We start from the raw sequence: 25,786 nt of genomic DNA, 5'->3' as shown, positions 1-25,786 counted from the left end.
GTGAACAGACGTGATTTTCTCAAAGTGGCGTCCGGCGGGGCGCTGCTGGTGGGGGGATCGTCCGCGAGTTTTGCCGCCGCGCAAAACCGTCCGCCGATCCCCGGCTCGTTGGGGATGTTGTACGACTCCACGCTCTGTGTCGGTTGTCAGGCCTGTGTGACGCGTTGCCAGGAAATTAACACGCCACGGCGTAATCCGCAGGGCGAGCAAACCTGGTCGAATAACGACAAACTTTCGCCCTACACCAACAACATTATTCAGGTCTGGCACAGCGGCAGCGGGGAAAACAAAGACCAGCTGCGCGATGGCTACGCCTATATCAAAAAGCAGTGTATGCACTGCGTGGATGCCAACTGTGTCTCCGTCTGCCCGGTGCAGGCTCTGAAAAAAGACACCAAAACCGGCATCGTTCACTACGACGCCAGCGTCTGTACCGGCTGCCGCTACTGCATGGTCGCCTGTCCGTTCGATGTGCCGAAGTATGACTACAACAACCCCTTCGGCGCGCTGCATAAATGCGAACTCTGCAACCAGAAAGACGTGGCGCGTCTGGATAACGGCGAGCTGCCCGGTTGTGTTGAAGTATGCCCTGCGGGCGCGGTGATTTTCGGTACGCGTGAAGAGCTGCTTGCTGAAGCCAAAAAACGTCTCGCGATGAAACCCGGCTCTGAATACCGCTACCCGCGCCAGACGTTGAACGCCAACGACACCTACGTGCATAACGTGCCCAGCTACTATCCGCATCTGTACGGTGAGAAAGAGGGCGGCGGCACGCAGGTGCTGGTGCTGACCGGGGTTCCTTATCAGGAACTGGGGCTGCCGGAGTTGGACGAGCTGGCAACCGGCGCACGCTCTGAGCACGTTCAGCATACGGTGTACAAAGGCATGATGTTGCCGCTCGCCGTGCTGGTTGGGCTGACCGCACTGGTGCGCCGCAATACCCGCGACAAGCATGACGGAGGCGATCATGAGTCATGATCCACAAGCGATGGGCGGCAAACTGCTGAGTAAACCGGTGCTGCTGTTCGCTCCACTGATCGTGCTATGCGCGATCTTTATCCTCAAGCGTTTGATCTTCGGGCTCGGATCCGTATCGGATCTGAATGGCGGTTATCCGTGGGGGATCTGGATCGCGTTTGATTTGCTGATCGGCACTGGTTTTGCCTGTGGCGGTTGGGCGCTGGCATGGGCGGTGTATGTCTTTAACCGTGGTGATTACCACCCGTTGGTACGCCCGGCGCTACTGTGCAGCCTGTTTGGTTACTCGCTGGGCGGCTTGTCCATCACCATCGATGTCGGGCGCTACTGGAACCTGCCTTACTTCTATATTCCTGGCCATTTCAACGTCAATTCGGTGCTGTTTGAAACCGCCGTTTGCATGACCATTTACATCGGCGTGATGGCGCTGGAGTTCGCGCCAGCGCTGCTGGAAAGGCTCGGCTGGAAAGTCTCGCTGCGCCGTCTTAATAAAGTGATGTTTTTCATTATCGCGCTTGGCGCGCTGCTGCCGACCATGCACCAGTCGTCAATGGGCTCGTTGATGATTGCCGCCGGATATAAGGTTTACCCGCTGTGGCAGAGCTATGAAATGCTGCCGGTTTTCTCGCTGCTGACCGCGTTTATCATGGGCTTCTCGATTGTCATTTTCGAAGGCTCATTAATGCAGGCCAGCCTGCGTGGCAACGGGCCGAATGAGAAGCGGTTGTTTGGCAAGCTGATTGGCATCTTAAGCGTGCTGTTAGCGCTTTTCCTGGTCCTGCGTGTGGGTGAGATCAGTTGGCGTGACAAATGGCATTACGCGTTCGCCGGGGATTTTTATAGCCTGATGTTCTGGCTGGAAATTGCGCTGCTGGCCTTGCCGCTGTTGATCCTGCGCGCGCCGCGTCTGCGCCGTGATTCCCGCTTTTTGTTCCTTGGCGCATTAAGCATGCTGCTCGGCTGTGCGCTGTGGCGGCTCTCTTATTCGCTGTTGGCCTTTAATCCCGGCAACGGCTACCACTACTTCCCGACAGCGGAAGAGTTATTGATTTCCATCGGTTTTGTGGCAATTGAAGTCTGTGCGTACATCTTACTGATACGTCTGTTGCCGATTATTCCTCCGTTAAAAACACCTGCGCGACATGAGGCGAGTAAAGCATGAGTCAACGTATCACCATTGATCCGGTCACCCGTATTGAGGGTCATTTACGCATTGATTGCGAAATTGAAAACGGCGTTGTATCAAAGGCCTGGTCGTCAGGAACCATGTGGCGCGGGATGGAAGAGATTGTCAAAAACCGCGATCCGCGCGACGCATGGATAATCATGCAGCGCATTTGCGGCGTTTGTACCACCATCCACGCCATTGCCTCGGTGCGGGCAGTAGAAAGCGCGCTCGATGTGAAGGTGCCGCGCAACGCCCAGTACATTCGCAACATCATTCTGGCTGCCCACTCGATTCACGACCATATCGTCCATTTCTATCAGCTTTCGGCGCTTGATTGGGTCGATATTACCAGCGCGTTACATGCCGATCCGGCGAAAGCCGCCGCGATGTTACAGGGGATTTCTGACTGGCCGCTTAATAGCGAAAACGACTTCAAAGCGGTGCAGGAGAAGATCAAAGCGCTGGTCGCCAGCGGTCAACTGGGCATTTTTGCCAATGGCTACTGGGGGCATCCGGCGATGAAGTTGCCGCCGGAAGTGAACCTGATTGCCGTGGCGCACTACCTGCAAGCGCTGGAGTGCCAGCGTGACGCTAACCGCATTGTGGCGCTGCTCGGCGGTAAATCGCCGCACATTCAGAACCTGGCGGTTGGTGGCGTTGCCAACCCGATAAACCTTGATGGCATTGAAGTGTTGAACCTCGAACGCCTGATGTATCTCAAGTCGTTTATCGACAAGCTGGAAGGGTTTATTGAACAGGTTTACAAAGTCGATACGGCGGTTATTGCGGCGTTTTACCCTGAATGGCTCACGCTCGGTAAAGGCGCGGTGAACTACCTGAGCGCGCCGGAATTCCCCACCGATGCCAGCAATGGCAGCTTCCTGTTTGCCGGTGGGTACATCGAAAACGCCGATCTTGCGACCTACCGTGAAATCAACACCCACACCGATCCTTTCCTGATTAAAGGCATTCAGGAGAGCGCCAAACACGCCTGGTATAAAGACGAAGCACCGCAGGAACCGTGGCAGGGCACCACGCTGCCGCAGTACACCGGCTGGCAGGAAGAGGGCAAATATTCCTGGGTTAAATCGCCCACTTTTTACGGCAAAACGGTCGAAGTGGGGCCGCTCGCCAATATGCTCTGTAAGCTGGCGGCGAAACACCCGGCAACGACGGAAAAATTGCATGACATCACCGCCATTTACCAGAAGCTCACCGGTAAAACGGTGGCGGTGGAACAGCTGCACTCTACACTGGGGCGCATTATCGGGCGCACCGTGCATGCCTGCGAGTTACACCAGGTCTTGCAGCAGCAGTATCAGGCGTTGATAGACAACATTGGCAAAGGCGATGTGCAAACCATTGCCCATACGGAGATCCCCGCCAGCGGAGAGTTTAAAGGCGTCAGCTTCCTTGAAGCACCGCGCGGTATGCTCTCCCACTGGATTGTTATCAAAGATGGCAAGATCGATAACTACCAGGCGGTAGTGCCGTCAACCTGGAACGCCGGGCCACGCAACTTCAACGACGATGCTGGCCCTTATGAACTGTCGCTGGTGGGTACGCCAATTGCCGATCCACAAAAACCGCTGGAAGTGGTGCGCACCGTTCATTCGTTTGACCCCTGTATGTCGTGTGCGGTGCATGTGGTCGATGCCGATGGCAATGATGTGGTGTCGGTGAAGGTGCTGTGATGTCGATTTTAGTGTTAGGCGTGGGCAATATTTTGCTCACCGACGAGGCAATTGGTGTGCGGGTGGTGGAAGCGCTTGAGCAGCGTTACCGTCTGCCTGAGCATGTCGAGGTGCTGGACGGCGGCACGGCGGGTATGGAACTGCTTGAGGCAATGGCTAACCGCGATCACTTGATCATCGCCGATGCGGTGGTCAGCCGCAAAAGCGAGCCAGGCGCCGTTATCTGCCTGCGCGATGACGAAGTGCCGACGTTGTTCAGCAATAAAATTTCGCCGCATCAGTTGGGATTATCGGATGTGCTGTCGGCGTTGCGTTTTACCGGAGAGTTTCCGAAAAAACTGACGCTGATTGGTATTATTCCCGCCTCGCTGGAGCCGCATATCGGCATGACGCCGGTGGTGGAAGCGAGCCTGGAAACCGCGCTACAGGCGGTGCTGGAGGCGCTGCGTGAATCTGGCGTGGTGCCTGTTTTACGGGAGGCTGAACATGCAAGATGAGGTGATGGGGTTTGATGTTTCGCCGCACCGCGAAGTGCAGGCGGCCTTTATGGCGATTGCAGAACAGGAGATGCACGGTCTGCCGTTTGTCCATGCAACGATGCCGGTGTATGTCACACCGTTCACCCTGTTTGAAGGGCAGTGGTTGGGCTGCGTGCTTACGCCGTGGATGCTGAGTGTGCAAATCTACCCCGGCCCGCAGCAGCTTTGGCCTCGTCGACCGATGAGTCAGCGGCTGGGGCTGCAACTGCCCTATGGCGAAATGACCTTTACCGTCGGGGAATTACCGGCGGTGGGGCAATACCTGAGCTGCTCGCTAATGTCGCCACTCGATCGGGGATTATCCGCTGATGCTGGCATCGCACTTGCCGAAAACTGCCTGAAAATGGCGCTTTCATTGCCAGTGACCGATGCAGCAGTAAGCCGTCGCGCGCTGCTGCAAGGGTTGCGGGACAAAGTGCATGCATGAGTTATCCCTGTGCCAAAACGCGGTGGAGATCATTGAACAGCAGGCACGGCAAAACGGCGCGAAGCGTGTAACTGGCGTATGGCTGGAGATCGGCGCGCTGGCGTGCGTGGAAGAGAGCGCATTACGGTTTGGTTTTGATATTGCCTGCCGTGAGACACTGGCGCAGGGTTGTGAACTGCATCTCATCCATAAACCGGCGCAAGCCTGGTGCTGGAATTGCAGCCAGACTGTGGAAGCCGAGCGGCATGATGAGTGCCCGCTCTGCCACTGCCCGACGCTGCATATTGAGCGCAGCGACGGCGTGCAGATCAAAAGTATCGAAGTGGAGTAAGGCGAAGATGTGTATAGGCGTACCGGGTCAGGTGGTGGCCGTTGGCGATGATTTTCATCAACTGGCGCAGGTGGATGTGTGCGGCGTACGCCGCGACGTCAATATCGCGCTGGTGTGCGAGGATTCACCGCGTGAATTGCTGGGACAATGGGTACTGGTGCATGTCGGTTTTGCGATGAGCGTGATAGATGAACATGAAGCGCTGGCGACGCTGGAAGCATTGCGAAACATGGAAATCGAAGCGTTTGCGCCTCAGCGCTGAAGCGCGTCGATGTTGGCGTCGGTCACCATCTGCGTAACCTGCGACAAATTGCCGATCTTTGCTTCGCTGGCGCGATAGAATTTACTCTTATCAATCAACAGTAATGATTGCTGCGCCCGGCGTAACAGCTGGGCTTTGAACGCCGCATTATGGCGGGTGGAATCCCACATATCGCCGCGCGCATCCACGCCTTCGCAGGAGAAGATAAACAGATCAATCTCCAGCGATTTCAGCAGGCTTGCAAGTGCGGGGTTCACGTAGCAACGCTCCGTGCGCGCCAGCCAGCCGCCCGAGCAGATAAGCTCAATGTGTTCGCGGCGCGCCATCTCCTGGCAGACCGGCAGGCTGTTGGTCAATACCGTCAGTGGGATATCCGGTAACTGCCGCGCCAGATGAAAACAGGTCGAGCTGGCGTCCAGCGCCAGCGCCATGCCGGGTTCTACCCAGTTAAGTGCGTGGCGGGCGATGTCGGCTTTATCCGCATAGTGACTTTTCAGCCGAGTGCGAAAGGGTTCACCCCCATCATGCAGCGTGCTTGCCCGACCGTGGCGACGCACAATTTTCCCCTCTGTTTGCAGCGCATTCAGATCGCGGCGAATGGTTTCAACACTGACATTCAACTGCGCCGCCAGCGCCAGGGTTGTGATGCTGTGCTGGTTGGTGAGAAGCTGCAGAATCGCTTGCTGGCGCGCGTGCTTCATGGCGTTTCCTCATGCCGTGGCGAGAGTGAAATCAGGATTTTGCCAATAGCCGCGCCGTTTTTACCGGTGTGCTTGATGTGATACATCGCGCGATCGGCGCGTTTCAGCGCATTGACAAAATCATCCCCGGTTTGCACTTCATCAATTCCTATCGACGCGCCTACCGATGCTTCGCCATTATCCAGCTCGAAGGGACAGAGTATGGTGCGTAAACAGCTATGCGCGGTGCTATTAATCAGCAGGCTGCTGAGTGCAAAGGGCAGCAGCAAGACAAACTCATCGCCACCGAGCCGCCCAACAACAGCTCCCTGTGGGCAGGCATCGCGCAGACGCTGGCTGAGTTGAATCAGCAACTCATCGCCGCTGCGGTGGCCGAAGGTATCGTTTACTGCTTTGAAATCATCCAGATCGATAAATGCCACACACAGCGGTCCGGCGAGACTGAGTTCAGCGAAGTGTTGCAGTAGCGCGTGACGATTCGCAAGGCCGGTCAGTGGATCGTGGTTTGCAAGCAGAGCCAGTTGCTCTTCGTACTGCTTCTCTTTGGTCATATCGATATGCGTGCCGGTCACTTTCAGCGGCGCGCCGTTGTCGTCCCTGTCGGTTACACGGCCGCGATCGAGCACCCAGGTCACGGTACCGTTTTTATGCCGCATGCGGTGCAACGCTTCGTAAAACGGCGTTTTGCCATGCAAATGATCATAAAACGCATCCAGCACCTGTTGGCGATCCTCTTCATGCAGGTGATCGCGCCAGACATCAAAATGGGCGCTCAGCGCTTTTGGCTGATAGCCAAGCATTGATCCCCAGCGGCGGTTAAAGATGATGAGCTTGCCGCTGGGCACATCCAGTTGCCACAAACATAGCCCGGTGCCGTCGAGCGCGGCGCTGAGTTTATTGCGCGCATCGCGCGCAATCCGCACCAGCCGGGCGTTGTGCTTTTTTAGATTCTGGATCTGCTGTTTTAGCGCGTTTTCAGACATTTGGCGGGCTACGGGTAAATAAAAGGCATTCTTACCAGTTATTTCGGTTATGTAAATATGGTGTGAAAAAAAGAGCAGAAGGTGTGGAGTATGGCGGGAGAAACCGGGCGGAATGCCGCCCGGTGTGCAAGATCAGGCGTTGCGTTTATCTTCGGTTTGCGTGTCGAAATCGCTGGCGTCGTGGCGTTCATGCAGTTGCTCACTTGGTTCGCCGAACGTGCGGTTAACCATGCGCCCACGTTTCACCGCCGGGCGGTCTGCAATCGCTTTCGCCCAGCGCTGGACATTTTGGTAGCTGCCCGCGTCGAGGAATTCCGCTGCGTTATAGGTGTTGCCCAGCACCACATTGCCGTACCACGGCCAGATCGCCATATCGGCGATGGTGTACTCATCCCCGGCAACAAACGTGTGCTGCGCCAGTTGCTTATCCAGCACGTCCAACTGACGTTTGGCTTCCATCGTAAAGCGGTTGATCGCGTACTCGATCTTCACCGGCGCATAGTTATAGAAGTGGCCAAAACCGCCGCCGAGGAAAGGCGCGGAACCTTGCAGCCAGAACAGCCAGTTCAGCGTTTCGGTGCGTTTAGCCGGATCTTTTGGCAGGAAGTGACCGAATTTTTCCGCCAGATAGAGCAGGATTGCCCCGGATTCGAACACCCGCGTCGGCGGTGTGGTGCTGTGGTCGCGCAGCGCCGGGATTTTGGAGTTCGGGTTAACGTCGACAAACCCACTTGAGAACTGATCGCCTTCGCCGATGCGAATCAGCCACGCGTCGTACTCTGCGGCACTGACATCTTTCGCCAGTAACTCTTCCAGCATAATGGTCACTTTCTGGCCGTTCGGCGTACCGAGCGAATAGAGCTGTAACGGATGTTTGCCAACCGGCAATGCTTTGTCATGCGTTGGACCGGAAACCGGGCGGTTGATATTGGCAAACGCACCGCCGCCGGATTTATCCCACGTCCAGACTTTGGGGGGCTGATAGTTGTCTGACATTTTGGCCTGCCTTTTCGTTGATGTGTTGAAGAAGTTAAGCGCTTGCAAAGCAGTGTAGCAGTCGTCTCAGGCGAGGATACGTTGCGCCCAGACCTCAATGTCGTCGCCGCTACCGAGATCGGCCTGCACCAGCCCGTTAACCATAAAGGTTGGCGAAACATGGATGCCATTCTGGCGTGCGTATTTGCTGTGCCATTTGATCTCGGTTTGCAGCTCAGGACGGGCAAAGGCCTCAGCCAGTTGCACCCCGCTGTACTGTTCGATGCGTTCAATGATTTGCTGCGGCGTGGTGTGCATATTCGGGCCGCTGCAGTGGTCAGTAAATTCAAACTCTTCGCGATGATCGGCAACCGCTTGCAGCACTTTATGCGCGGCGTTTTTGCCGTCTGCAAGCGTCGATGCCGCGAGGATACAACGGACAATCACACCGGAAAACAGGTGCCACGGCTGTGATTGCAGGCGGATTTTCACCGTGACGTTATCCTCGCCGACGTGTTGTAGCAGCGTGTCCAGTTTGTTAAACGCGCGTACAGAAAAAGGGCAAGTAGGTTCGATAAATACCTCGAACGTACGTGGGCCGTGACCCCAACTGAGCGGGGCGGCATGTAGCGGTTGTTGGCTCATTTTCACTCCTGATATTTAATATTTTTTCGCGTTTCAAAGAGTAGCAGCATGCCGCAGGCAGGGGAAAGACGCTTTGCCGCCGATGCGGTTAAGCAGTAACGCGGTTGCGTTATTTTTCTGGTACGGGCGTTAAAGTGTTGCGCGCTGGCAGGGAAATCTGTTTGTTAAAATTTAGTGATAAACATGGGCTTCGCTTCTGCTTTTAATTATATACCCTGACTTAACATATATTTTTTAATATCCAACTGATTTAAGTAAAATTATTGTTTTATTAAATATCGGGTGCTTATTTAATTTTTGTATGTAAATCATCCTGTTTCAGCGCTATTTGTTATTAATCTGTTTCTTTCGCCTGTCGATAATCGTTATGAGGATCTTTTTTTCGGCTCAGGCAGAGTCATTTGGCGGAATATCTGGTCATTGATAGCGGAGATAATGATGCAGGAGATTCAGGCGATTCAGGCAAGCCCGCACCTTGCCACAACAAAAGAAAACACAAATCCTAAATCGGCGGCTCATGCGGACAACGGTGCGGCAAATAGCGCTTCGCATGATGAGAGCACCAAAGTGACGCTCTCCAGCCGTGCAGAAAAACACAAACACAGCAATGAGATAAAAGCCGAGCAGCAGGTTCAGGAAAAGAAAAAGGTAGATAATCATGAAATTGATTATTCACTGGCGATGACCGGTATTCCGCAATTTGGCGGACGGCTGGTGACCATCGTTAAATATCCGGACGGCAGAACGGAAATGGTTGATGCGTTTTCAGGTAAAAAAGTGACGCAACAAGAGTTAGCCACTGCGCAGCTACAGAAAGAGAAACGCGTAGCTGAGCAACAAGAACTGGACGCGAAAGCGGTAGTGCAGCAAACGCAGATAACGGCGGGCGAATCTGAACCGACGGATATGCAATAAAGATCTCAAGTAAATCCTGTCTTATTTTAGGGTTATTGTTGTTCACTGTATTAATTCAGTATCTATATCTTGATCTTATATTTGGCGGTTGTTGATTCAATATATCTTATATTTGTCATTCGCTGTCCGGGAAATAGAGTAGCCACAGTCATCTATTTGGCTTAAGGCAAAAATAATACGATATATTTTCAGTAAAATAATGGCTGAGGATATCGGCTTTTTCGCGTTTTATGGGGCGTGAATAAAGAAGAGTGTGCCGCCTGATATACAGGCGGCACATGTCATCAGAACAGAACGGAATAATTCAGGCCAAAAGTACGACCGCGACCTTTATAGGTATATAAACCCGCAGCGCCGTAAGTTGGGCTGTATAAACCCGGTGCGCGTTGTCCCCAGGCGGTGGTGTAATCTTCATCCAGCAGGTTTTCAACGCTAAAACTCAACTTACCGACAGGCAGAAGATAACTGCCGAGCAGATCAACAGTGTTGTACCCGTCAATATGCTTCCCATCGGCGTCAGAAAGATCAAATGTCTGTGTGCCTTGCAGGCGTAGCGTCCAGTCGCCTGGTGCCCAGTTGACCCACGCGCTCATTTTCGACGGGCTGGCGCTATCCACCGTTAATTTCTGCCACTTGCCATCGACGCGGGTTTGCGACTTGATGGCGTTAAAGTTCGCGCCGGTGCTCCACTCGCTGTTGCTAAAGAAGTAATCGACCTGGCCTTCCACACCGTAAATACGACGCTGATCATCTTCAGTATTGATGGTCATGTCGCTTTTGTTGATGTTGATGGTTTTATTTGAAAGCGAGTAGTAAGCAGCGATCTGCGTACGCAGACTGTCACCGGTGTAGCGCCAGCCCAGCTCGTAGGCATTTACTTTGATGCCGTCCAGTTTCGAATCGTTAACGTTGACGCTGTTAACCAGACGGTAGTGGCCGTTTTCCAGTTTGTACGTTCCGGAACCGTAATATTTCGCCAGGTCCGGGATTTCGAAGCCTTGCGAGAAGTTAAACCACAACTGCTGGCGTTCGCTCAGGTGGCCGAGGATGCCCGCGTTGAACAACAGATTGTTGTAATCCGTTTTGCCGCCTGGCACGGCGTCCGCCGAGGTCGCTTTGCCGGTGGCGATAGCCTGTTGCTGCGCGTAGCCCACAAAGTCATCGACTCTGTTTTCCGTGTACTGGTAGCGCACACCGCCGCTCAGAGTGATGGCCGAGATGTCATAGCTGCTTTGCAGGAACGGCGCGAGGTTAGTGATGCTGTAACCGGGATAGCGTCCGACGTTGTAAGCGTTATCCAGTTTCATCCCGCCGCTGGCGGCGGCTTTGCTGAGATTGAAAAACTGCTGGTTGGCATCGAACGTTTCATGTTCGGCATCCACGCCCCAGGTTAATGTCAGGTCTTCCAGTGGTTTGCTATTCAGGGTGAGTTTGCCGCCGTAGAAATCGGTTTTCTGCTGCGATGCGCCAATGCTGGTCACCGAGCCGCCGGAAAGCGTCGGGAACGGGTAATAAGTCAGGCTTTCGTCACGGTAGTAAATCTGTGCCAGTAAATCCTGGCCCCAGAAATCGCTATTGGCGTATTGCAGGTTGATTAAGTGGCGTTCGGTGCCGGGGATGCGGTCGGAATCAAGATTACTTTTGTTATAAGCGTTGCCTGAGCCGCGCACTGCCGAGAAGTTCTCGCCAAGGAAGAGACCGTGCTTACCGTCAGACTGACTTTTGTAATACTGCGTGGTGAGCTGCAACTGCTGATGATCGTCGATATTCAGTGTGCCAGTACCCATGACATCCAGGCGGTCTGAGTACTGCAAACCGGTTTGCGTGTTATCGATATTCACTTCATTGCCTTTGCCGTCATACCAGCCGCCATAACGCTGGTACGCCACGGAAAGACGACCCGAGGCGTTATCGTTACCACCGCTGACCGCGGCCGCGATGTTCTCGTCGTGATCGTTATGGCTGTTAAAACCGCTTTTCGCGCCGGTCTGAAACTCAACCTGCGTTTCCGGCTGGCCTTTTTTGGTGACGATATTGATTAAACCGCCGGTACTGCCGCCGCCGTAAAGCGATGTCGCGCCGGAAATCACTTCGATGCGCTCAATGTTAAAAGGATCGATAGCATCGAGCTGGCGGCTGTCGCTGCGGGACGAGTTCAGACGTACACCGTCGACCATCACCATCATTGAGCGACCGCGCAAATTCATGCCGTAATTGGTGCGTCCCTGGCTGCTGACGTCCATGCCAGGAATTAACTGTGCCAGGACCTCTTTTAACTCTTTGCCGCCCTGAACCTGTTGCTCTATTTCAGCCTGCTCAATGACCCAGGTGGTTTGCGCCATATCCGTAACGCTGTGGTTTGCACGGCTGGCAGCAACGACTAGCGTCTCTTCTTTTTGACTTTCCGCCGAGGCGTGAGCGCAAAACATCATCAATAAACAAGGGTTTAATGCCCAAAGGTAACGAGATTTCATTGTTATGGTGATCCTGATTTATCAGAAGTACGGCGGCGCTGATCCTCCTGTGCCGCAAGCGATATCGCTACTTATTGATAGCGATTATCAAGATGATATGAGTTATCGTTACCATGTAAACGATTTATGTAAAAAAATGTTGTAATAACCCGGTGATTTCCATTGGGTTTTTAGGGTTTTATTCTTGTGTCTGAGCAGACGGAGATCGGGGAAGGCACCGGGTTCGATAATAATACCGCCCGGTATAATAAGGTGGCTGATATTTATTGGCTGACGCAATACTGGCGGATGAAAAGGTATTTAGCGTTGCTTAGCGCTTCGTTTTGTTGTGCTTTTCTTTAAAATTCGCGATCGCCTGATTGATGTTCTCTGTTTCGATGGCATCCACTTTTTCGCCTTCAAAAAAGACCTCATAGCGATCAGAAACATATTTAAAGGTAAATATCTTACCCTGATAACGCACGCGTTTTTCTTTTACAGACAACCCCCTGCTGCGCATAGCCACTTTTGCCATTGTATCTATCTTTTTATTTTTCATAATTATTGTCTTACCTGTGCAGGTTGTTTTGCGATGTTTGGTATTAAACCCACTCAATCTGATGTTAATTTGTTATCCCCGGAAAAGAAAGCCACGGGTGTCAGATACGCCGGATTAATAATCGTTAGCCTATTTCTCTTGATTTAAGGTTATCTTAATGTTCTGAGCGCCTTGCAGTTGTTTACTGGAGGAATAATTCATTTTTTAAATTTTGATGATATTTAATTTCAAACTCACTATTTTGATAATAATTTTGATTCTCATTTCATTTCCGCTACGATTAAAATCCAGCCGGGCTCGCATGTGCTGACTATTACACATAATTTAAAAGGAATGATGATGAAGAACCGCTTTTTGCCGCTCTGTTCACTTGCACTGGTCATCTCTTCAGTTTTTGCTGCTCCCGCAGCGTTCGCCGACAACGACGACGGTATTGTGGTCTATAACGCGCAGCACGAAAACCTGACTAAATCCTGGGTCGACGAATTCACCAAAGAAACCGGCATCAAAGTTACGCTGCGTAACGGCGGCGACACGGAGCTGGGTAACCAGCTGGTGCAGGAAGGCAAAGTTTCGCCAGCGGATGTGTTTCTGACGGAAAACTCCCCGGCGATGACGTTGGTCGATAACGCCGGGCTTTTTGCGCCGCTCAATGCGGATACGCTGAAACAGGTCCCGGCTCAGTTCCGCCCGGCGCATGGCCGCTGGATTGGCATTGCCGCGCGCAGCACCGTTTTTGTCTATAACCCGGCGAAACTTTCTGCTTCGCAGTTACCTGCGTCGATCATGGATTTAGCCAAGCCGGAATGGAAAGGCCGCTGGGCGGCGTCGCCTTCAGGCGCCGATTTCCAGGCGATTGTCAGCGCGATGCTGACACTGAAAGGCGAAAAAGCCACGCTCGACTGGTTGAAAGCGATGAAAACCAACTTTGTGCCTTACAAAGGCAATAGCACGGTGATGAAAGCGGTCAATGCCGGGCAGATCGACGGCGGCGTGATTTATCACTACTACTACTTTGTCGATCAGGCCAAAACCGGCGAGAACAGCAAAAATACTCAGCTTCACTACTTTAAACATCAGGATCCGGGCGCGTTCGTTAGCATCTCTGGCGGCGGCGTTTTAGCATCCAGCAAACACCAGAAACAGGCGCAGGCGTTTATCAAATGGGTCACTGGCAAGCAGGGCCAGGAAATGCTGCGCACCAATACCGCGTTTGAATATGCCGTAGGCAACGGCGCGGCGTCTAACGAAAAACTGGTTCCGCTGGCGCAATTAGATGCACCAAAAGTGGAACCCTCTGCGCTTAACAGTAAAAAAGTCAGCGAATTAATGACCGAAGCCGGTCTTTTGTAATCACGCAGGAATGAGTGCCTGATGTCCAGTTTAAGTCTCCCGGCGGCAAGCAACGCGGCCAGCCAGGCCGCCCGGCACCGCCCTTCGCGGGTGCTGGTGGTATTTGCCCTTTTCGTCGCGGCGCTTGCTTTACTGCCCGTTGGTTTTGTCATCGGTGTCGGTATTGATACCGGTTGGGCGACGGTGCAGGCGCTCATTTTTCGCCCGCGTGTGGGTGAGTTGCTCGTCAACACCTTTTGGTTGATCGCCCTTGCTGTACCCGCAAGCGTCGCGCTTGGCACATCGCTTGCGTGGCTCACTGAACGGACGTCGCTGCCCGGCAGACGCATATGGGCCATGCTGGCGGTTGCACCGCTGGCGATCCCTGCTTTTGTGCAAAGCTATGCCTGGGTTAGCGTTTTGCCCGCGTTTAATGGGCTACCTGCCGCGGTGTTTATCGCGGTGCTGGCTTATTTCCCGTTTATTTATATGCCGGTCGCTGCCGTGTTGCGCCGCCTCGATCCCAGCCTTGAGGATGTTGCGGCATCGCTTGGCACTCCGCCGTGGCGGATCTTCTTTTGCGTGATCTTACCTCAGCTCCGGCTGGCGCTTTGCGGTGGTGCGCTACTGGTGGCGCTGCACTTGCTGGCGGAATATGGCCTGTTTGTGATGATCCGCTTCGATACCTTTACCACCGCGATTTACGATCAATTTCAGTCAACGTTCAGCGGCCCGGCCGCCAATATGCTCGCCGGTGTGCTGGCGCTCTGCTGCCTGGCGTTGCTGCTGCTGGAGACGACGGTGCGTGGTAAAGCGCGCTATGCGCGGGTAGGCTCTGGTTCCGCGCGTAAGCAACAGCGCCGCGCGCTTGGGCGCTGGAGTTGCGGGCTGGGGCTATTACTGGCGGCGTGCGCGGTTGTGCTGTCATTCGGTACGCCGCTTGCCGTGCTTGGCCGTTGGTTGTGGCTCGGCGGGCTGGATAACTGGCACAGCGCCGATCTCTGGCTTTCACTGCGCCAGACCCTTTTTCTGGCCGTTTGCGGGGCGCTGATCACTACCGCGTTCGCCATTCCGACGGCGTGGCTCTCGGTGCGCCATCCGCGCCGCGTATTTCGCTTTCTCGAAGGCTGTAATTACATCACCAGCGCATTGCCTGGCATTGTGGTGGCGCTGGCGCTGGTCACTGTGACCATTCATTACGCTCGCCCGATTTACCAGACTGAAGTGACGCTGTTTCTCGCCTGGCTGCTGATGTTTATGCCCAGAGCGTTGATCAACTTACGCGCCGGGATTGCGCAAGCGCCGGTCGAGCTTGAGCAGGTGGCGCAAAGCCTTGGCACATCGCCAGGCAGAGCGCTGGTGACTGTCACGCTGCGGCTGGCTGCACCGGGCGCCTCTACCGCTGCGGCATTAGTCTTTTTGGGCGTGAGCACGGAACTGACCGCCACGCTGCTGCTTTCCCCACTTGGCACGCGCACGCTCGCCACAGGGTTCTGGGCGCTGACCAGCGAGATCGACTACGTGGCGGCTGCGCCTTATGCGTTGCTGATGATTTTGATTTCCTTGCCGTTGACCGGCCTGCTGTATAAGCAATCACAAAAACTTTCGGGTCTTTAAGATGTTAGAACTGGCAACAATTTCGAAAAGCTTTGCCGCCGCGCGCGTGCTGGATGATGTGAATCTGGTGATCCCTGCGGGTAGCCGCACGGCGATTGTCGGCCCGTCCGGGTCGGGGAAAACCACATTGCTGCGTTTGATCGCCGGGTTTGAAATGCCGGACAGCGGGCGGATCGTCTTGCAGGGAAAAACGTTGTTTGGCGACGGCCAGTTTGTCCCGGCCCACCAACGCAACATTGGCTTTGTGCCGCAAGAAGGGGCGTTATTTCCGCACCTTCGCGTGGGGGACAATATTGCCTGGGGGCTCAAAGGTTCGCGCCACGAGAAGCAACGCCGTGTAGACGAGTTGATGGCTATGGTGTCGCTGGACAGTAAACTGGCGGCGCGCTGGCCGCATGAGATCTCGGGTGGTCAGCAGCAGCGGGTGGCGCTGGCCAGAGCGCTGGCACAGAAACCGGCGCTGATGTTGCTCGACGAACCGTTTTCGGCGCTGGACACTGGCTTGCGCGCCGCCACTCGTAAAGCCACGGCGGATTTGCTGACCGAAGCAGGCGTTGCTTCTATTCTGGTGACTCACGATCAGAAAGAGGCGCTCTCCTTCGCCAGCCAGATTGTGGTGATCCGCCACGGCCGATTTGCACAAGTAGGATCGCCATTCGCCGTTTATTCACAGCCGGTTGATGAGGAGACGGCGCTGTTTTTGGGCGACGCGCTGATTCTATCTGCTGAGGTTGCACAAGGGCGTGCGCACTGCCTGCTGGGTGATGTGGCGGTGGATAACCCCGCGCTTTCTGGTGCTCGTCGTATTATGTTGCGCCCGGAGCAGGTGAGTGTGCTGCCGTGCGATGAGCATCAAACTTACCCGCAGGCACAAATTATCGATATGGATTTTGCCGGATACCTTTCGTCGTTGACGCTGCTGTTTTCGCAAAGTGGCGAACGCCTGACATTACAAGCCATTACCCACCCGGACTGGCGACCCGGTATGAAAGTGAATCTTCAGGTTAACGGTAGCGCCCGCGTATTTCCCTGCTGAATGCGATGCCCGGTTAACGCCGGGCTGATTTATCAATTGTCATATTCTTGAGTCCGATCTCAAAACAATGTTTTTACATGTGTAAAACTTCATTTCGTTTTGTATCACCATAAAAATAAAAGCCTTTATTGACTTGTAATACCTGCTGGCATTCACTCTTGGCCACATTTTCCAGAAACAGAAACGCGCGATTACACCGGTGCAGCCTGCCGGGAGAACCTGTTTCAGGAGAATGACCCATGCAATACCCTCTGGGACTTAGTGTGCTGTTTTGTTGCCTGCCCGTGATGGCGAATGCGGCAACGATACTTGAAGGCGCGGTTTTTGCCGACGCGCCGCTGGCGGGAGCATCGGTGACGGTGACCGACAGTTCCGGCAAACGCCTCACCACCAAAACGCGCAGCGACGGACGCTACTCTCTGGCTGTTGATTCGCTTACACCGCCGTTAACCCTTTCCACCATCCAAAGCACGGGAACCGCGCAGTCATGTTTGCGAAGCGATGAACCGCGTGCGCGCTGCATGGCCTCGCTGCTGATTACGCTGCAAAAAGAGCGCCGCAATACCGCTAACATCACCCCTTTTACCGACAGACTGGTTTCCGAAGTCGCCAGCCAGTTGGGCTATATCGGCCCACAGCAGTGGGTCGAGCGCGGTAATAACAGCAAGCTGAATGCCGGCCTGCTGACCGAACCACTGGCTAACTTTCGTCAAGGTATGGCCGACGCACTGCGTTTATCTGGCCTGGATGCGAAAACCGCCGATCCGGTGCAGACGCCCATTCGTACCGGCAATGGTATGGCGCGGATCCTGTCGGTGATTAATCACAATCGAAACTATGACAACAACAGCGGCGAGGCGGGTGGTGCCGTGCTGACCGACAGCGCCTTTCGCCCGATTGTCGGTTTACAGAACAGCGGGCCGTGGGAACCGTTAGATTTGCCGCGAGCACTGCGCGATCGCCAGGCCATTAGCAGCGCGAAAACGCGCATTTTGTTGGTCAGCGACTCCACCGCCGCCACGTATGAAGTCGCCCGTTTACCGCGCATGGGGTGGGGGCAGGTTTTTCAGCCGTTTTTCCGCGCCGATAGTAGCGTAGTGGTGCTTAACGGCGCGCGTTCCGGTCGCTCCAGCCGGGATTTCTACAATGAAGGCTGGTACCAGCAAATGGCGCGTGATTTGCGCCCTGGTGACTATGTCTTTATCGCCCACGGTCATAACGATCAAAACTGCGATGGTGACAAAGCGGTGCGCGGTGCGGCGGACGTGAAAAACCTCTGCACCTATCCCAATGATGCCAGCGGTAATCCGCAGTTTCCGCCAGGGGAGTCGTTGCTGTCGTTTCAGCACTCACTGGAGCGCTATATCACGCTGGCGCGAGCAGCGGGCGCCACGCCGGTACTGTTTACGCCGACCACGCGGGTAAAAAATCGCGCCGGGAAAACGGCCTTTCAGCAGGGAGCCGACGATGTGGTGGTCAGCAGCCATTATACGGTGAAAAAGCCCAGTTACCGCTTTGCCGGGAACTACATCGACACCATCAAACAGACCGCCCAACGCAACCATGTACCGCTTATCGATCTGGAAAAAGCGACCATTGATTTCGCCAATGCGCATGCCAGCGACTGGATGGATTACTGGCTGGCCGTGGATACCAACGACCCGCGCTACCCCTGGTATAAAACGCAAACCTCTGGTATTCGCAGCAACCCTGATACCACCCATTTCCAGCAAAAAGGTGCCGAAGCTGTTGCTTCGATAGTTGCTGAGCAGATCCGTAACACACCTGAATTGACCACGCTTGCTGACAAATTAAAACCCTAAGGAGAGATCGATGAAAACACTGCATTATTCCGCGCTGTTGCTGGCTTGTATCAGCATTTCCGCTCAGGCGAGTGAGTGGAATGCCGTTGTCTCCACCGCGCCGAAAGCCGGTGAGTTTGCCACCATTAGCCAGGCGCTGGCCGCCGCGCCTGAAAGCGGCACGCCGTGGCGGATTCTGGTCAAAGAAGGGCGCTGGAATGAACGGTTGGTGATTGAAAAACCGGTCACGCTGGTGGGGCAATCCAAAGATCAAACGCAGATTGAAGCGAATACGCCCGCAGGTGCATTAGGCAGCGACGGGCAAAAGCTCGGCACCGGGCGCACCAGCACGGTAGAAGTGCGTGTATCGGGCGTGACCATTGAGAACCTGACCATTCGCAATAGTTTTGATTTCCCGGCTAATGCCGCGTTGCCGGATGGCGATGCGAAAAAGCTGAAAGACACGCAGGCGGTGGCGCTGATGGTGTCAGAAAATGTCGATAAAGCGCGTTTCCGCCATGTCCGGCTCGAAGGCTACCAGGACACGTTTTACAGCAAGAGTGGGAGCCGCAGTTATTTCACCGACTGCGAAGTGAGCGGGCACGTCGATTTTATCTTTGGTCCAGGTATTGCGGTGTTTGACCGCTGCGAGATTATCGCCCGTAACCGCAATGATATTGCCCCGCCGTATGGCTACACCACCGCGCCGGCGACGCAGGCGGATGAGAAGTTTGGCTTGTTGATCATCAACAGCAAGCTCAGCAAAGAAGCGGGCGTTCCGGCGAAAAGTTTCGCGCTGGGTCGCCCGTGGCACCCGACAACACAGTTCAGCGACGGGCGCTATGCCGATCCAAACGCCATTGGCCTTGCTGCGTTTATCAACTGTGAGATCGACGACCATATTTACGGCTGGGATAAAATGTCCGGCAAAGATAAAGCCGGGGAGAAAATCTGGTTTTATCCGGAAGATAGCCGTTTTTATGAGTTTGATAACCGTGGGCCGGGTGCAGGGCAGGGCGGTGCAAAATATCAGTTAAGCAAGGCGGATGCCGGGCAATACAATCTGGCGGCGATTTTCAGCGGCTGGGATAAAGCGTTGCTGGAGTAAAGAATTTTGCCCCCGTGAGCGGGGGCAATTTATGAGGATCAGTTGCCGTATTTCACGTTAAACCCGAGCGTATCGCCAACGGTAGTGTATTCACGGAAATTGAAAATCAGCGGTTTCCATTTGCTTGAATCAACAATGCCATTTTCATTTAACAGCGCCTTTTCAACCCATAAGTTCACGATATCCAGCTCGGCCAGCATAAAGCGGCCTTTATCGCTGGTGGAGATTAAACGGCATTCGGCCTGGATTGGGCACTCCGCGACGCGCGGCGGTGCAACATCGACAGAGGCTTCTGTGTGTAACCCGGCTTTGGCAAATTTATCGTGGCAGATTTCTACGCCCCATTTGGTCTGGTTTTCCGACAAGGTATCGCCGCCGGTAAGTTTGCCTATTTGCTCCACTTTTTCCCAAAGTGTGTGATCGGGAATATTGATAACGGCGTCGGAACCGGCCAATAAATTATGGTAAGTTTTACCGCCTTTACTGATGCCAATAATCAGTTTCTCTCCCAGAGAAATAGAGGATGATGCCGCTGAAACATTCGTGTTGCCGTCTTTGTCTTGTGTGGTGACTAAAAAAACCGGAAAGCCATAATAAAAAGAATTGAGTTTTGATTTGTTTTTCATTGTGCATTAACCCTACGTTATAAATAATTTCCCCCCATTTTTCTCTCTTCGATATGTATTTTACAATAACCCTTTTTGAGTAATAAAAAGCGTCGTGAAATAGCCACTAAAAAAAGTAGTCCACAAATTATAAAACAGGTATATCATATGCAACAAATGCTTTTCCCCCTCCCGGCAAACCTGCTTTGCTGAGACACAAAGAGGATGAAACATGCAACGTATTGCGATACCCGCGAACTATGTTCACACCCGCTCAACGCCGTTCTGGACCAAAGAAACCGCCCCGGCGTCCATCTGGAAGCGCCATCTCGACGCCGGAACACGCCAGGGTGTTTACCCGCGTTTGAGTGTGCTGCAAGGGGCGATCCGTTATTACAGTTACGCCGATGAAACCAGCCCGCAACCGGTCGAGACGTTAACGATTAATGCCGGTGAATTTGGCATTTTTCCGCCGGAAAAATGGCACAACATTGAAGCATTAAGCGACGATACGATATTTAGCGTCGATTTCTATGTTGACCCGAAAATTTTGATTGAAGGCTGAGGTAATTCTGATGACAACTGAAAATAAAGGTTATTCTTTAGCAGTTTCTAACCGTGCGAACAATGAAACGCAAGAAAAGGTCTATCTCAAGCCAATGTCGTTATATGTCCCTGATGTTGCCGCGCAGGCGGTTTCGGAACTGATTGCCAGCCTGGTTGGTGCCAAAGAAAGTTCCAGTGAGTTTATTCTGACGGTGACCAACAATAATAACGGTGTTTCTGTGGATAAAGAGTTTTCCTGTCTTAATGAACTGAAAGATCCGCTTAATGCCGCAGAAGCGGTGAAAGAGTTGATTAATATTGTCCGGGGCTATGAATCGGACGAAGAAACTAACGTGTGCGGCTGGTAATCGAAGCGGCCTGAGGAGGTTTTATGGCGCATCAAATTCCTGTTCATTTCCGTCATACCCGATCAACACCTTTCTGGACGAAAGAGACGGTTCCACAGGCGCTGCTCACTCATCACAACACCAAAAAAGGTGTCTATGGCCGTTTATCGGTGATGCAGGGGGCGGTGAAATACGTTGGTTTTGCCAGTGAGCACGACACCACGCCGGAAGTGGAAGTGGTGATTGAAGCCGGGCATTTTGGCATTAGCCCGCCGCAATACTGGCACCATATTGAACTGCTAACCGATGATACCTACTTCAATATCGATTTCTTTGCCGACCCGGACGAAGCGCTGGAAGGGAAGGGGATTGGCCAGGTGGTGAATACCCACCGTACCTAAACACTTCACGCCCGCTTTGCGGCGGGCGTTTTTAAAAGTTCTCAATAAACCGTTTTACAGCAGGCGAGCGCTCGAACTTGCGCCACGCCAGCGCTACATCCGTTTTTAATATCTGTTCCGGCATCCGATGAAATGTCACTTGCGGGTGGCTGAAACAGGCCATGGATTGCGGAACGATGGCAAAACCGAAACCGGCGGCCACCATGCTCAGCGAAGAGGAGAACTGCGAGGCTTGCTGTTGGTTTTCCATATCAATACCCGCGCGCAGGCAGGCGTTGTACACCAGTTCGTACAGGCCCGGCGCGACCTGCTGGGGGAAAATAATCAGCGGCGTTTGCTGCAATTCGTTAAGCGAGATATCCGTTTTTGCGGAAAGTGGATGCGAGCGGTGTAACGCCAGGACCATTGGCTCTTCGTCGATCAATTTCAGGTTGAACATTTTGCTGTTCTCACACGGCAGGCGCACAAAGGCAACGTCAATCAGCCCCTCTTCCAACTCCTGCATTAACGTCGCCATATTGTCCTCTTTTTGATATAGCGCCACCTGCGGATAGCGTTGCTGAAACTGGCGAAGCGATGAAAAAATTTGCGTGTGAAACGCATTGGAGCTGGTCACGCCAAGGTACAATTTTCCATTCATCCCCCGCGCAATCCCTTTCGCTTTTTCCATTGCCGCATCGCTCAACGCGATGATTTGGCAGGCATCTTCATAAAACGCTTCGCCCGCTTCGGTTAGCTCAACACCGCGAGTTTGCCGGTAAAAAAGCGGAGTGCCCACTTCCCGCTCAAGACGGCGAATTTGCTGGCTTAGCGGTGGTTGTGACATCCCCAGCATTTCAGCGGCTCGCGTGAAATGTTGCGTCTGCGCAACGGCGACAAAATAGCGTAGATAACGGAGTTCCATATTAAAAACATCTCAAACCCTGATGCTTTGTATATTGGAATCTCTCGCTGAAACGAGTCAATAATTTATCAGCTTTTCTAAACGACTGCTCAGCGAGGTAAAGGATAATGAGTCATGTAACCGGTTGTTCTTGCGAGGAAAGTCTACGGGAAACATTTCGTGCTTTTTCAAAAACCCGTCCAGAATGTGTGATATATCAAACATCGCTAATGAGTGCGCTATTAACTGGTGTTTATGAAGGAAATACCACGATTGAGGATTTACTCAATCACGGCGACTTTGGGCTCGGCACATTTAACGAGCTGGATGGCGAGTTAATTGCGTTCAATAGTGAGGTTTACCAACTGCGTGCTGATGGCAGCGCACGGGAAGCCAACCCACAGCAAAAAACCCCCTTCGCGGTAATGACTTGGTTCAAACCAGAGCATGAATTTCAGCTGGATAAACCGGCCAGCCGCCAACAACTGCACGACATTATCGATAAGACGATCCCCTCCGATAACGTCTTTTGCGCCCTGCGTATTGATGGCCATTTTCGTCATGCGCACACACGCACTGTTCCGCGCCAGACGCCGCCTTATCGCGCCATGACTGACGTGCTTGACGACCAACCCGTGTTTCGTTTCAACGGACGTGATGGCGTGCTGGTTGGGTTCCGCACACCACAGCATATGCAGGGGATCAACGTGGCGGGCTACCACGAACACTTTATTACGGACGACCGTCATGGCGGCGGACACTTGCTGGATTACCAACTCGAAAGCGGCACGCTGACGTTTGGTGAAATCCACCATTTGATGATTGACCTGCCTGCGGATGCTGCGTTTCTCAACGCTGATTTACACCCGGATAACCTGGACGCCGCCATTCGTTCCGTCGAGAACTGATAAACATTTAAAGGAGTAAATGATGAGTAAAGAGAGCCGTACACACCAGTGGGCGCATGGCGCCGATATGGTGGTAAAACAACTGGAAGCACAGGGCGTGAAACATGTGTTTGGCATTCCCGGTGCCAAAATCGACAAAGTGTTTGATTCACTTATTGATTCAACCATTCAAACGATTCCGGTGCGTCACGAAGCGAACGCGGCATTTATGGCGGCAGCCGTCGGGCGCATCACCGGTAAAGCTGGCGTCGCGCTGGTCACGTCCGGCCCCGGCTGTTCCAACCTGATAACCGGTATGGCGACCGCCAACAGCGAAGGCGACCCGGTAGTGGCGCTGGGCGGAGCCGTGAAAAGGGCGGATAAAGCCAAGCTGGTGCATCAGAGCATGGATACGGTGGCAATGTTCAACCCCGTCACTAAGTATGCGGTAGAGATAACCTCATCCGACGCGATCGCTGAAGTGGTATCCAATGCTTTCCGCGCCGCTGAGCAAGGTCGGCCGGGCAGTGCGTTTGTCAGTTTGCCGCAAGATATTGCCGACCAACCCGCGAGCGGCAATATCTTGCCCGCCAGCAGTGTGCCGCAGTTAGGTGCCGCACCGGATGCGGCGATTGACGAGGTGGCGAAACTTATCGCGCAGGCGCAAAACCCGGTGTTTTTGCTCGGGCTGATGGCAAGCCGTGAGGAGAATATTTCGGCGCTGCATCAGTTGCTGGAAAAAAGCCATATTCCGGTCACCAGCACGTATCAGGCGGCGGGCGCGGTTAACCCGCAGCATTTCACCCGCTTTGCCGGGCGCGTGGGGTTATTTAATAACCAGGCCGGGGATCGGCTGCTGCACCTGGCGGATCTGATTATCTGTATTGGTTACAGCCCGGTGGAATATGAGCCATCGATGTGGAACACCGGTGACGCGAAACTGGTACATATCGACGTTCTACCCGCTTATGAAGAGCGCAATTACGTGCCGGATTGTGAACTGGTTGGCGATATTGCCAGCACGCTCGACAAACTGGCAGCGAAAATCGAAAAACCGCTGATCCTCACGCCGCGCGCCTCTGAGATCCTGATTGAGCGCCGCAACCAGCGAGAACTACTCAGCCGTAAGGGGGCGCAGCTCAGCCAGTTCGCCATTCACCCGTTGCGCATTGTGCGGGCGATGCAGGACATCGTGAATAACGATGTCACGCTGACGGTTGATATGGGCAGTTTCCATATTTGGATTGCGCGCTATCTCTATAGCTTCCGCGCCCGCCAGGTGATGATTTCCAACGGTCAGCAAACCATGGGTGTCGCGCTGCCGTGGGCGATTGGTGCCTGGCTGGTCAACCCAGGCCGCAAAGTGGTGTCGGTTTCCGGCGATGGCGGTTTTTTACAATCGAGCATGGAACTGGAAACCGCTGTGCGCCTCGGGGCGAATGTGCTGCATATCATCTGGGTGGATAACGCCTACAACATGGTGGCCATTCAGGAAGAGAAAAAATACCAGCGCCTTTCTGGCGTGAATTTTGGCCCGGTCGATTTTAAAGCCTATGCCGAAGCGTTTGGTGCCAAAGGTTTCGCTGTTGAAAGTACGGCAGAACTGGAGCCAACACTGCGTGCGGCAATGGATACGGACGGCCCGGCGGTGGTCGCCATCCCGGTTGATTACAGCGATAACCCTCTGCTGATGGGCCAGCTCAACCTTAACCAGATTCTTTGAAAACCAAGGAGATATGATGAAAAAAGTTGCATTCGTGACCGGTGCGGGTCAGGGCATTGGTAAAGCCATTGCGTTGCGTCTGGCGAAAGATGGCTTTGCGGTGGCTGTTGCCGATTACAACGCCACAACGGCGAAAGCGGTGGCCGACGAAATTAATAACCACAATGGCAGCGCGATTGCGGTGACGGTGGATGTTTCTGACCGCGATAAAGTGTTTGCCGCGGTAGAGGAGGCCAGAACCGAACTGAACGGTTTCGACGTGATTGTAAATAACGCTGGTGTTGCACCTTCGACGCCGATTGAGTCCATCACGCCGGAAGTGGTGGATAAGGTTTATAACATCAACGTGAAAGGCGTGATTTGGGGTATCCAGGCGGCGGTAAAAGCCTTCAAAGCGGAAAAACACGGCGGCAAAATTATCAACGCCTGTTCACAAGCCGGACATGTCGGCAACCCGGAACTGGCCGTGTACAGCTCCAGCAAGTTCGCGGTGCGGGGGCTAACGCAAACAGCCGCGCGGGATCTCGCGCCGCTTGGTATTACCGTTAATGGCTACTGCCCCGGCATTGTGAAAACACCGATGTGGGCGGAAATAGACCGCCAGGTCTCGGAAGCCGCCGGTAAACCGTTGGGTTATGGCACGGAGCAGTTCGCTAAACGCATAACGCTTGGGCGTCTTTCGGAACCAGAAGATGTTGCCGCCTGCGTCTCTTATCTCGCCGGGCCGGATTCCGACTATATGACCGGGCAATCATTGCTGATCGACGGCGGTATGGTGTTTAACTAATTTTTTATGGCTCGGACACAGCCTTGCCCTTGCGAAAATGCAGGGGCTTTTTTGTTGATGAAAGCCATTCTCATCTCCACAC

General features: G+C 53.7%; 27 protein-coding genes. 19 read left to right on the top strand and 8 right to left on the bottom strand.

Features of this window, described 5'->3' with window-relative positions:
- Genes hybA through hybG form a run of 7 tightly spaced genes read left to right on the top strand, consistent with a single transcriptional unit; the run spans nucleotide 1 to nucleotide 5,399 of the window.
- A complete protein-coding gene (gene hybA / locus E0L21_RS05585) occupies nucleotides 1-978 on the top strand; it encodes a hydrogenase 2 operon protein HybA (protein ID WP_131407541.1) in 978 nt (325 codons plus the stop codon).
- A complete protein-coding gene (gene hybB, locus E0L21_RS05580) occupies nucleotides 968-2,140 on the top strand; it encodes a Ni/Fe-hydrogenase cytochrome b subunit (RefSeq protein WP_131407539.1) in 1,173 nt (390 codons plus the stop codon). The genes hybA and hybB overlap by 11 nt, the downstream gene beginning before the upstream one ends.
- Nucleotides 2,137-3,840, top strand: a complete 1,704-nt coding sequence (hybC, locus tag E0L21_RS05575; RefSeq protein ID WP_131407537.1) for a hydrogenase 2 large subunit — start codon at nucleotides 2,137-2,139, stop codon at nucleotides 3,838-3,840. Before hybB ends, hybC begins: the two co-directional genes overlap by 4 nt.
- Nucleotides 3,840-4,337: a HyaD/HybD family hydrogenase maturation endopeptidase gene (locus E0L21_RS05570; RefSeq protein ID WP_131407535.1), complete on the top strand. Its 498-nt coding sequence runs from the start codon at nucleotides 3,840-3,842 to the stop codon at nucleotides 4,335-4,337. Before hybC ends, E0L21_RS05570 begins: the two co-directional genes overlap by 1 nt.
- On the top strand, nucleotides 4,327-4,806 hold the full coding sequence (gene hybE / locus E0L21_RS05565) for a hydrogenase-2 assembly chaperone (protein ID WP_131407533.1): 480 nt from the start codon (nucleotides 4,327-4,329) through the stop codon (nucleotides 4,804-4,806). The genes E0L21_RS05570 and hybE overlap by 11 nt, the downstream gene beginning before the upstream one ends.
- A complete protein-coding gene (gene hypA / locus E0L21_RS05560; RefSeq protein WP_131407531.1) occupies nucleotides 4,799-5,137 on the top strand; it encodes a hydrogenase maturation nickel metallochaperone HypA in 339 nt (112 codons plus the stop codon). The genes hybE and hypA overlap by 8 nt, the downstream gene beginning before the upstream one ends.
- 7 nt (nucleotides 5,138-5,144) lie before the next feature.
- The gene (hybG, locus tag E0L21_RS05555) at nucleotides 5,145-5,399 is read left to right on the top strand and encodes a hydrogenase maturation factor HybG (protein WP_017457498.1); all 255 of its coding nucleotides are present in this window, start codon (nucleotides 5,145-5,147) and stop codon (nucleotides 5,397-5,399) included.
- Here hybG and fucR read toward each other — a convergent pair.
- The 4 genes from fucR to E0L21_RS05535 all read right to left on the bottom strand — a co-directional run bounded on the left by fucR (nucleotide 5,390) and on the right by E0L21_RS05535 (nucleotide 8,703).
- On the bottom strand, nucleotides 5,390-6,100 hold the full coding sequence (gene fucR, locus E0L21_RS05550) for an L-fucose operon activator (protein ID WP_131407529.1): 711 nt from the start codon (nucleotides 6,098-6,100) through the stop codon (nucleotides 5,390-5,392). The genes hybG and fucR overlap by 10 nt on opposite strands.
- Nucleotides 6,097-7,083 (bottom strand): sensor domain-containing diguanylate cyclase, encoded by a 987-nt coding sequence (locus E0L21_RS05545; RefSeq protein ID WP_131407527.1) that lies wholly within the window; start codon nucleotides 7,081-7,083, stop codon nucleotides 6,097-6,099. Before E0L21_RS05545 ends, fucR begins: the two co-directional genes overlap by 4 nt.
- 132 nt (nucleotides 7,084-7,215) lie before the next feature.
- Entirely contained in the window at nucleotides 7,216-8,079 is an 864-nt protein-coding gene (gene yghU / locus E0L21_RS05540; RefSeq protein WP_131407525.1) for a glutathione-dependent disulfide-bond oxidoreductase, read from the bottom strand.
- A 66-nt stretch (nucleotides 8,080-8,145) separates the two neighbouring features.
- On the bottom strand, nucleotides 8,146-8,703 hold the full coding sequence (locus E0L21_RS05535) for a DsbA family protein (protein WP_131407523.1): 558 nt from the start codon (nucleotides 8,701-8,703) through the stop codon (nucleotides 8,146-8,148).
- Nucleotides 8,704-9,138: 435 nt separating this feature from the next.
- Between E0L21_RS05535 and E0L21_RS05530 the strand changes: the two genes are divergently transcribed.
- Nucleotides 9,139-9,618, top strand: a complete 480-nt coding sequence (locus E0L21_RS05530; RefSeq protein ID WP_235855206.1) for a hypothetical protein — start codon at nucleotides 9,139-9,141, stop codon at nucleotides 9,616-9,618.
- A gap of 284 nt (nucleotides 9,619-9,902) precedes the next feature.
- Here E0L21_RS05530 and E0L21_RS05525 read toward each other — a convergent pair whose 3' ends face one another.
- Both E0L21_RS05525 and E0L21_RS05520 read right to left on the bottom strand, forming a co-directional pair.
- Nucleotides 9,903-12,092 carry a TonB-dependent siderophore receptor gene (locus tag E0L21_RS05525; protein ID WP_131407522.1) on the bottom strand — a complete coding sequence of 730 codons (2,190 nt, stop codon included), beginning with the start codon at nucleotides 12,090-12,092 and terminating at the stop codon, nucleotides 9,903-9,905.
- Between the two features lie 310 nt (nucleotides 12,093-12,402).
- Nucleotides 12,403-12,630 (bottom strand): hypothetical protein, encoded by a 228-nt coding sequence (locus E0L21_RS05520; RefSeq protein WP_131407520.1) that lies wholly within the window; start codon nucleotides 12,628-12,630, stop codon nucleotides 12,403-12,405.
- A 339-nt stretch (nucleotides 12,631-12,969) separates the two neighbouring features.
- Between E0L21_RS05520 and E0L21_RS05515 the strand changes: the two genes are divergently transcribed.
- The 5 genes from E0L21_RS05515 to E0L21_RS05495 all read left to right on the top strand — a co-directional run bounded on the left by E0L21_RS05515 (nucleotide 12,970) and on the right by E0L21_RS05495 (nucleotide 19,525).
- Nucleotides 12,970-13,983 (top strand): iron ABC transporter substrate-binding protein, encoded by a 1,014-nt coding sequence (locus E0L21_RS05515; protein WP_131407518.1) that lies wholly within the window; start codon nucleotides 12,970-12,972, stop codon nucleotides 13,981-13,983.
- A gap of 21 nt (nucleotides 13,984-14,004) precedes the next feature.
- Nucleotides 14,005-15,579 (top strand): ABC transporter permease, encoded by a 1,575-nt coding sequence (locus tag E0L21_RS05510; RefSeq protein WP_165501879.1) that lies wholly within the window; start codon nucleotides 14,005-14,007, stop codon nucleotides 15,577-15,579.
- 1 nt (nucleotide 15,580) lies between these two features.
- Entirely contained in the window at nucleotides 15,581-16,615 is a 1,035-nt protein-coding gene (locus tag E0L21_RS05505; RefSeq protein ID WP_131407516.1) for an ABC transporter ATP-binding protein, read from the top strand.
- Between the two features lie 239 nt (nucleotides 16,616-16,854).
- Entirely contained in the window at nucleotides 16,855-18,438 is a 1,584-nt protein-coding gene (locus E0L21_RS05500) for a GDSL-type esterase/lipase family protein (protein WP_131407514.1), read from the top strand.
- A 10-nt stretch (nucleotides 18,439-18,448) separates the two neighbouring features.
- Nucleotides 18,449-19,525 carry a pectinesterase family protein gene (locus E0L21_RS05495; protein ID WP_131407512.1) on the top strand — a complete coding sequence of 359 codons (1,077 nt, stop codon included), beginning with the start codon at nucleotides 18,449-18,451 and terminating at the stop codon, nucleotides 19,523-19,525.
- Between the two features lie 38 nt (nucleotides 19,526-19,563).
- On the opposite strand, the gene E0L21_RS05490 is transcribed toward E0L21_RS05495, so the two are convergent.
- A complete protein-coding gene (locus tag E0L21_RS05490; protein WP_131407510.1) occupies nucleotides 19,564-20,151 on the bottom strand; it encodes a flavin reductase family protein in 588 nt (195 codons plus the stop codon).
- Between the two features lie 211 nt (nucleotides 20,152-20,362).
- On the opposite strand from E0L21_RS05490, the gene E0L21_RS05485 reads away from it, so the two are divergent.
- The 3 genes from E0L21_RS05485 to E0L21_RS05475 are packed head-to-tail and all read left to right on the top strand — an operon-like array spanning nucleotide 20,363 to nucleotide 21,424.
- A complete protein-coding gene (locus E0L21_RS05485; RefSeq protein WP_131407508.1) occupies nucleotides 20,363-20,695 on the top strand; it encodes a DUF1971 domain-containing protein in 333 nt (110 codons plus the stop codon).
- Nucleotides 20,696-20,705: 10 nt separating this feature from the next.
- The gene (locus tag E0L21_RS05480; protein WP_131407506.1) at nucleotides 20,706-21,044 is read left to right on the top strand and encodes a DUF1869 domain-containing protein; all 339 of its coding nucleotides are present in this window, start codon (nucleotides 20,706-20,708) and stop codon (nucleotides 21,042-21,044) included.
- 23 nt (nucleotides 21,045-21,067) lie between these two features.
- Nucleotides 21,068-21,424: a DUF1971 domain-containing protein gene (locus tag E0L21_RS05475; protein ID WP_131407504.1), complete on the top strand. Its 357-nt coding sequence runs from the start codon at nucleotides 21,068-21,070 to the stop codon at nucleotides 21,422-21,424.
- A 31-nt stretch (nucleotides 21,425-21,455) separates the two neighbouring features.
- Here the strand turns inward: E0L21_RS05475 and E0L21_RS05470 are convergent, their stop codons facing one another.
- Nucleotides 21,456-22,328, bottom strand: coding sequence for a LysR family transcriptional regulator (locus E0L21_RS05470; RefSeq protein WP_131407502.1), 873 nt, complete (start codon nucleotides 22,326-22,328; stop codon nucleotides 21,456-21,458).
- 107 nt (nucleotides 22,329-22,435) lie between these two features.
- Between E0L21_RS05470 and budA the strand changes: the two genes are divergently transcribed.
- From budA to E0L21_RS05455, 3 genes are read left to right on the top strand one after another with little or no spacing between them, the layout of a single operon-like run.
- Nucleotides 22,436-23,215, top strand: a complete 780-nt coding sequence (gene budA, locus E0L21_RS05465; RefSeq protein ID WP_131407499.1) for an acetolactate decarboxylase — start codon at nucleotides 22,436-22,438, stop codon at nucleotides 23,213-23,215.
- A gap of 22 nt (nucleotides 23,216-23,237) precedes the next feature.
- Complete coding sequence (gene alsS, locus E0L21_RS05460) at nucleotides 23,238-24,917, top strand: acetolactate synthase AlsS (RefSeq protein ID WP_131407894.1); 1,680 nt, start codon at nucleotides 23,238-23,240, stop codon at nucleotides 24,915-24,917.
- Between the two features lie 16 nt (nucleotides 24,918-24,933).
- Nucleotides 24,934-25,704: a (S)-acetoin forming diacetyl reductase gene (locus E0L21_RS05455; protein WP_131407892.1), complete on the top strand. Its 771-nt coding sequence runs from the start codon at nucleotides 24,934-24,936 to the stop codon at nucleotides 25,702-25,704.
- Nucleotides 25,705-25,786 lie beyond the last annotated feature (82 nt).

It is taken from the genome of Kosakonia quasisacchari, from assembly GCF_004331415.1.
Classification (GTDB): domain Bacteria; phylum Pseudomonadota; class Gammaproteobacteria; order Enterobacterales; family Enterobacteriaceae; genus Kosakonia; species Kosakonia quasisacchari.
Note: the sequence above shows the minus strand (reverse complement) of the source record. Positions and strands in the feature narration are given on the sequence as shown.